Raw genomic sequence first — 6,171 nt, 5'->3', positions numbered from 1 at the left:
CGCTCGGCGCGGCATGCTGTGTGCGCGCCGAACACACCCCGACCAGGGGTGGAGAACCAGCTACGTGCGGCTGGTGAGCGCTCCGGGTGTTTCCCGGCTTGTGACAGTGGTTCGGCACCCTCCGCCGGAGGGTTTGGGTCGGTTCGGTCTCGTTACCGTTCTGTTACAGAACCGGGGGACACCCCCTCGTTCGAGGGGCACCCGGACGGCGATGGAGCCGACGGCGCGTAGCGTGCGCCGCATGAGCGACCAGCACAGCGACACCAACCCGACCGACGGTTCCACGGACGCCCCCGAGAGCGAGTTCCAGCGCACCGAGGACCTGCCCGACGGCTCGTCCACCGGCAACGCGACCGAGGACCCGCAGCAGGACAGCGACGTCGACTCGGGCGGCGAGCCCGAGTCGCCGGACAACGAGCAGGTCTGACGGCCGTCGGCCCGGGCGCTCGCGCCCGGGCCGCTCCGACGTCGACCTGACAAGCTCGGAGCATGCAGCACCACTCCCCCGTCGTCATCGCCGGCTGCGGCGACCTCGGTACCGAGGCCGGCCTGCGCTTCGCTGCGCTCGGCCACTCGGTGACCGGCCTCCGCCGCCGTGCCGAGCGCATCCCGGCACCGATCACCGGCCGGAGCGTCGACCTGCGGTACGAGGCCCCGCCCATCGACCCGGACACCGGCGTGGTGGTGGTCGCGTTCGCGGCCGGGTCGCGTGACGTCGACGAGTACCGCGCCACCTACGTGGACGGTCTCCGGAACGTCCTCGACGGCATCGACGCGTCGGGGGCGACACCGCGCCTCCTGGTCGTGTCGTCCACCGCGGTGTACGACGTCGACGACGGCAGCGAGGTCACCGAGCAGACGTCGACCCGTGCCTCCACCCCGACGGCGGGCGTGCTGCTCGAGGCCGAGGCGCTGCTGCGCGACCGGGCGCCCGATGCCGTGCTCGTCCGCCTGTCCGGCATCTACGGGCCGGGGCGGGAACGGCTCATCGAGCAGGTGCGCAGCGGGAGGGCGACGCTCTCCACGGGCGACTCCCCGCACACGAACCGCATCCACCGCGACGACGCCGCCCAGGCGCTCGTGCACCTGGCGGGCGTGGACCAGCCCGCGCCGACCTACCTCGCCACCGACGACGAGCCCGTGCGGCTCGACGACGTCCTGACCTTCCTGGCGTCCGAGCTCGGCGCCCCGGAACCCCCGTGTGCGGACCCCGAGGGGCGGCAGGCCGGCGGGGACAAGCGCCTGTCGAACGCGCTGCTCCGGTCCACGGGCTGGGAGCCGCGCTACCCGACGTTCCGCGAGGGCTACCGCGCGGTGCTCGCCGGCGAGGGCACGCGGCACCCGTAGTCGGGTGCGCGGTCGACGGACGGGAGGGACGTGGCGGGCTCGCCCCGTGCCTCCCGGCCGTCAGGTGGTCGCGTCAGCGTCCGTCAGTGCTCGTCGTAGTGGTCCTCGTGGCGGGCGTGGCGGTGCCCGTCGTGCACGAAGTCGACGTGGTCGCCGTGCTCGACGGTCTCGTGCTCGCCGCCGTCCTGCTCGTGGTCGTGTCCCGCGACGTCGTGCTCGGCGACGCGGTGCGCCTCGGTCTCGGCCTCGACGGCGGGGGTGGTGTTCGGGTCCGACATGGTTCCTCCTGAGTGAGATCGGTTCTCACCTGGAGCGTACGTCGCGATCAATCGAATGTCCGGTGCAGGTCACGCACGAGGCTCGAGCGTGACCCACTCCTCGTCCGTGACGTAGCCGAGACGTTGATTCGCGCGGATGATCGCCCGGTTGTCCGCCGATCCACCGGTGCGGAACCGCCGGACACCCTCTCCGGCCAGTACCCGCACCGAGAACGCCTTGAGGGCGACACCGATCCCCCGCCCTCGGTGCGCCGATCGGACGACCGTGAAGTCTGTCTCAGCAGCAATCCCGCTGACGTCCACGTAGGTCATCGCGAGCAGCACGCCCGCCTCGTCGAGGGCGCCGAACGCCCGGCGCGTGCGCGACGGGGTCGCTCGCTCGCGGTCCAGTGGGTCGTGTCGGGTCGCGAGGCTCCCCGGGTAGTCGCCGAGCGTCGCCGCGTCGAGCCGGAGCACGGCGTCGACGTCACCCTCGGCGAGGGAGCGGAGGGCAATCCCGTCACCGATCGTCGAGACGAGTGCGCTCAGTCGGTCGACGTCGGCGTCCGAGACGTCCAACCGGGCGCCGAACGACCGAGCGGTCACCGACCACCCCTCCGCCTCGAGGCGCGCACGTCGCGGATCCCCGGCCGGTACGACGACGACGTTCCCCACGACCCGATCATGACACGACCCCGCGAGGCCGGTCAGTGCCAGCGGTGGTCCTGGATCGTCATCCGCGGACCGAACGCCGGCTTCCGGAATCCCGAGCCTCCGATCAGCCGCACGACCCGCTCCCGGTGCCCGCGCCACGGCTCGAGGAGCTCGAGCATGCCGTCGTCGTCGACCGGTCCTCCGGCGAGCGCCCACCCGACGAGCGCCGGGACGTGGAAGTCACCCACGCTCGGCGAGTCCGGGTCGCCGTGGGACCGCTGCGCCGTCTCGGCAGCCGTCCACGGTCCGATGCCGGGGACCGACCGGAGCCGCTGCGACACGACGGCACCGCCGCGGCCGAGGGCGAGCGTCCGCTCGAGTGCCGGTGCGAGCTTCACCGCGCGCATCACCGTGGCGGAGCGTCCGGGCTCGATGCCGGCCCGGTGCCACTCCCAGCTCGGGATCCGCGCCCACTGCTCGGGGGTCGGCGGGACGAACATCTCGACGGGGACCGGTCCCGGTGCCCGTTCGCCGAAGCGGCGGAGCAGGTACCGCCAGGCACGCCAGGCCTGCCGCGAGGTCACCTTCTGCTCCATCACCGCGGGCACGAGCATCGCGACGACGGTGTTCGTCCGGAGCAGCCGCAGCCCCGGCTGCCGGTGTCGCGCCTCGGCGAGGAAGGCGTGCGCGCTGACGTCGAGGCCGGACCAGTCGTCGCCGCGTCCGAGCAGGTCCGGGGCGTGGGTGACCGCCCAGGCGGCTCCGTCGCCCCATGCGGACACCGCGATCGCGTCGTTGCCCGCTCGGCGGACCAGCACGGAGGCCGCTCCGGCCGGTGTGCGCAGGGCGAGCCACGTGTCGGCGCCGACCACCTGGAAGGCGGGGTCGCCGGAGCCGCGCTGCAGGGGCCGGAGGGTCGCGCGGACGTCCACCGCGCCTCCCGGCCGGTACACGGTGTCCACCCGACCGGCCGCACCGGACGCGTCACCGGACGGACCGGAGGCGAGGGCGGCGGGCAGGGACACACGGGGATGGTAATGCCACACCACCGTCAGACATGATGGGAGCGTCCCCTGCACCAGACGACGGAGTTCCCATGCGCATCGGCATCCTCACCTCCGGAGGCGACTGCCCCGGACTCAACGCGGTCATCCGGGCCATCGTGCTCAAGGGCATCGCGATCTACGGGCACGAGTTCGTCGGGTTCCGTGACGGCTGGCGGGGCGTCGTCGACGGGGACATCGTGCCGCTCGGGCGCAAGGACATCCAGGGTATCGCGAAGCAGGGCGGCACCATCCTCGGCACGAGCCGGACGAACCCCTTCGAGGGCCCGAACGGCGGCGTCGAGAACATCACCAAGACCCTCGGCCGGCACGGCATCGACGCGATCGTCGCGATCGGCGGCGAGGGCACGCTGGCGGCAGCGAAGCGCCTGACGGACGCCGGGCTCAAGATCGTCGGCGTCCCGAAGACGGTCGACAACGACCTCGGCGCCACCGACTACACCTTCGGGTTCGACACCGCCGTCGCGATCGCGACCGAGGCCATGGACCGCCTCCGCACCACCGGCGAGTCCCACTCGCGCTGCATGGTCGCCGAGGTCATGGGCCGTCACGTCGGGTGGATCGCGCTGCACTCCGGCATGGCGGCGGGGGCGCACGCCATCCTCATCCCCGAGCAGAAGACGAGCATGGAGCAGATCGCGGCCTGGGTGCGTGCCGCCTACGACCGCGGTCGCGCGCCGCTGGTGGTCGTGGCCGAGGGCTTCGTGCCCGACCACGAGGACAACGCCCACACCGAGCGGGGGCTCGACGCCTTCGGACGGCCGCGGCTCGGCGGGATCGGGGAGCGCCTGGCGCCGCTCATCGAGGAGATGACGGGCATCGAGACCCGCGCCACGACCCTCGGGCACATCCAGCGCGGTGGCACGCCGACCGCGTACGACCGGGTGCTCTCGACCCGGCTCGGTCTCGCGGCGATCGACGCGGTGGTCGAGGAGCGGTGGGGCCGGATGGTCGCGCTCCGCGGGACCGACATCGAGCACGTGTCCTTCGAGGAGGCCCTCGGCGAGCTGAAGACCGTGCCGCAGGCACGGTACGACGAGGCCGCCATCATGTTCGGCTGACGCGGTCCCGCCACGTCGGACGGGAGGCACGGGGTAGCGTCCGGCGCATGACGCGCGCAGTCCTCGTCTCCCGTTCCACCCCGCCGACCGTCACGCAGGTCGACCTGCCGGACCCCACCGAGGGCGAGGTCCTCGTCGACGTGACGTGCTCGAGCGTGAACTACAAGGACGGGCTCGCCCTGGCCGGCAACCCCGGTGTCGCCCGCATCGACCCGCTCGTCCCCGGCATCGACGTCGTCGGGACGGTGTCGGCGCTCGGCCCCGGTGTCCACGACGTCGCGATCGGCGACCGGGTGGTCTGCAACGGCGCCGGCCTCGGCGAGACGCGGTACGGCGGCTGGGCGGAGCACGCGGTGGTGCCGAGCGGCGCCCTCGTGGTGCTGCCCGACGCCGTCGAGGACTCCTTCGCCGCCGCGATCGGCACCGCCGGCTTCACCGCGATGCTCTCGGTGCTCGCGCTCGAGCGCACGGTGTCCCCGGACGACGGCCCGGTCCTCGTGACGGGAGCGTCCGGCGGTGTCGGCACGGTCGCGATCGCACTGCTCGCCGCCCGCGGGTACCGGGTGACCGCGTCGACGGGGCGGACGTCGAACGAGGCCTCGCTCCGCGCGCTCGGTGCCACCGAGGTCGTCGACCGGGCGACGATCGCCGAGCTCGGCCGGCCGCTGCAGCGGGCGACCTGGGCCGGTGCCGTCGACAGCGTCGGGGGTGCGACGCTCGCGAACGTCCTGGCGTCGACGCGGTGGGGCGGGGCGGTCACCGCATGCGGCCTCGCGCAGGACTCGGCGCTGCCGACGACCGTGATGCCCTTCATCCTGCGTGCGGTGTCACTGCTCGGCATCAACTCGGTCGAGGCCCCGCTCCCGCTCCGGCAGCGGGCGTGGGACCGGCTCGCGACCGACCTCGACCGCGTCCTGCTCGCCGACGTCACCCGGACGGTCGACCTCGAACGTGCGGTGGCGGTGGGCGCGGACGTCGTCGCCGGCCGCGTGCACGGGCGGACGGTGGTCGACGTCCGGGGGTGACGCCGACGCCCTCGCGGGCGATTTCCCAAGCGCTTGCTCAGTGACACGCTAGGTTTGGTACACGGCACACACCGGACCCTGTGAGGAGCAGCGCATGCCCGTCCCCAAGTCGACCGTCGAGAACTCCCCCCGGAAGCTCCTGCGTGACGTCGTCTACGAGAAGATGCTGGCCGCGCTCCGCGACGGGACCCTCGAGCACGGCGAGCGCCTCAACGACGACGAGCTCGTCGCGTGGCTCGGCGTCAGTCGAACGCCCATCCGCGAGGCGATCGCGAAGCTCGTCGACATCGGGCTCGTCGAGATGGAGGCGAACCGGTACACCCGCGTCGCGACCCCGACGCTCGACGACTGGGTGACCGCGAGCCGTGCGATGGCCGGGTTCTTCGAGCTCAGCCTGCGCTGGGGCGTCCCGGAGTACTCCGACGCCGAGGTCCGCGACCTGCGGAAGCTCCTGGACCGCGCGGACGACCTGCGGAAGGTCCGCGACAACGGCTTCAGCGGCGCGGTCACGGCCGTCATCGAGTTCGCCGTCGAGCACTCGGGCAACCCGCTCGTGCGGAACGCGGCACAGGGTGCCCTCGAGCGCGTCCGGTTCACGCTGAACCCGACGCCGCCGTTCGAGCAGTGGGACTCCGAGGCGTTCTTCTCGATCCTGCGCGAGTCGCTGGAGGACCGCGACGGCGAGACCGCCGCCGAGGCCGGGCGTGCGCTCACCCGGAACATCGAGCACCACATCGACGCGGTCCGCTCCTCGCGGGGCTGA

General features: G+C 73.0%; 8 protein-coding genes. 5 read left to right on the top strand and 3 right to left on the bottom strand.

The features are described 5' to 3' along the window. Positions 1 to 241 precede the first annotated feature (241 nt). The gene (locus Cus16_RS11205; protein ID WP_069712730.1) at positions 242 to 427 is read left to right on the top strand and encodes a hypothetical protein; all 186 of its coding nucleotides are present in this window, start codon (positions 242 to 244) and stop codon (positions 425 to 427) included. 62 nt (positions 428 to 489) lie between these two features. Further along, the gene (locus Cus16_RS11200) at positions 490 to 1,347 is read left to right on the top strand and encodes an NAD-dependent epimerase/dehydratase family protein (protein ID WP_069712729.1); all 858 of its coding nucleotides are present in this window, start codon (positions 490 to 492) and stop codon (positions 1,345 to 1,347) included. 83 nt (positions 1,348 to 1,430) lie between these two features. Here Cus16_RS11200 and Cus16_RS11195 read toward each other — a convergent pair whose 3' ends face one another. From Cus16_RS11195 to Cus16_RS11185, 3 genes are all read right to left on the bottom strand, one after another. Further along, a complete protein-coding gene (locus Cus16_RS11195; RefSeq protein WP_069712728.1) occupies positions 1,431 to 1,625 on the bottom strand; it encodes a zinc transporter permease in 195 nt (64 codons plus the stop codon). 69 nt (positions 1,626 to 1,694) lie between these two features. Next, positions 1,695 to 2,210 (bottom strand): GNAT family N-acetyltransferase, encoded by a 516-nt coding sequence (locus tag Cus16_RS11190; protein WP_223246596.1) that lies wholly within the window; start codon positions 2,208 to 2,210, stop codon positions 1,695 to 1,697. 101 nt (positions 2,211 to 2,311) lie between these two features. Then, a complete protein-coding gene (locus Cus16_RS11185; protein WP_189319579.1) occupies positions 2,312 to 3,277 on the bottom strand; it encodes a DNA-3-methyladenine glycosylase 2 family protein in 966 nt (321 codons plus the stop codon). 77 nt (positions 3,278 to 3,354) lie between these two features. On the opposite strand from Cus16_RS11185, the gene Cus16_RS11180 reads away from it, so the two are divergent. The 3 genes from Cus16_RS11180 (at position 3,355) to Cus16_RS11170 (ending at position 6,171) form a co-directional block, all read left to right on the top strand. Then, positions 3,355 to 4,383, top strand: a complete 1,029-nt coding sequence (locus Cus16_RS11180) for a 6-phosphofructokinase (protein WP_069712726.1) — start codon at positions 3,355 to 3,357, stop codon at positions 4,381 to 4,383. Positions 4,384 to 4,430: 47 nt separating this feature from the next. Continuing rightward, positions 4,431 to 5,408, top strand: a complete 978-nt coding sequence (locus Cus16_RS11175) for an MDR family oxidoreductase (RefSeq protein WP_069712725.1) — start codon at positions 4,431 to 4,433, stop codon at positions 5,406 to 5,408. A 94-nt stretch (positions 5,409 to 5,502) separates the two neighbouring features. Further along, positions 5,503 to 6,171 carry a GntR family transcriptional regulator gene (locus tag Cus16_RS11170; RefSeq protein WP_069712724.1) on the top strand — a complete coding sequence of 223 codons (669 nt, stop codon included), beginning with the start codon at positions 5,503 to 5,505 and terminating at the stop codon, positions 6,169 to 6,171.

The organism is Curtobacterium sp. ER1/6, assembly GCF_001742745.1.
GTDB classification, from domain to species: domain Bacteria; phylum Actinomycetota; class Actinomycetes; order Actinomycetales; family Microbacteriaceae; genus Curtobacterium; species Curtobacterium citri.
This window is presented reverse-complemented; position numbering and strand designations above follow the sequence as displayed.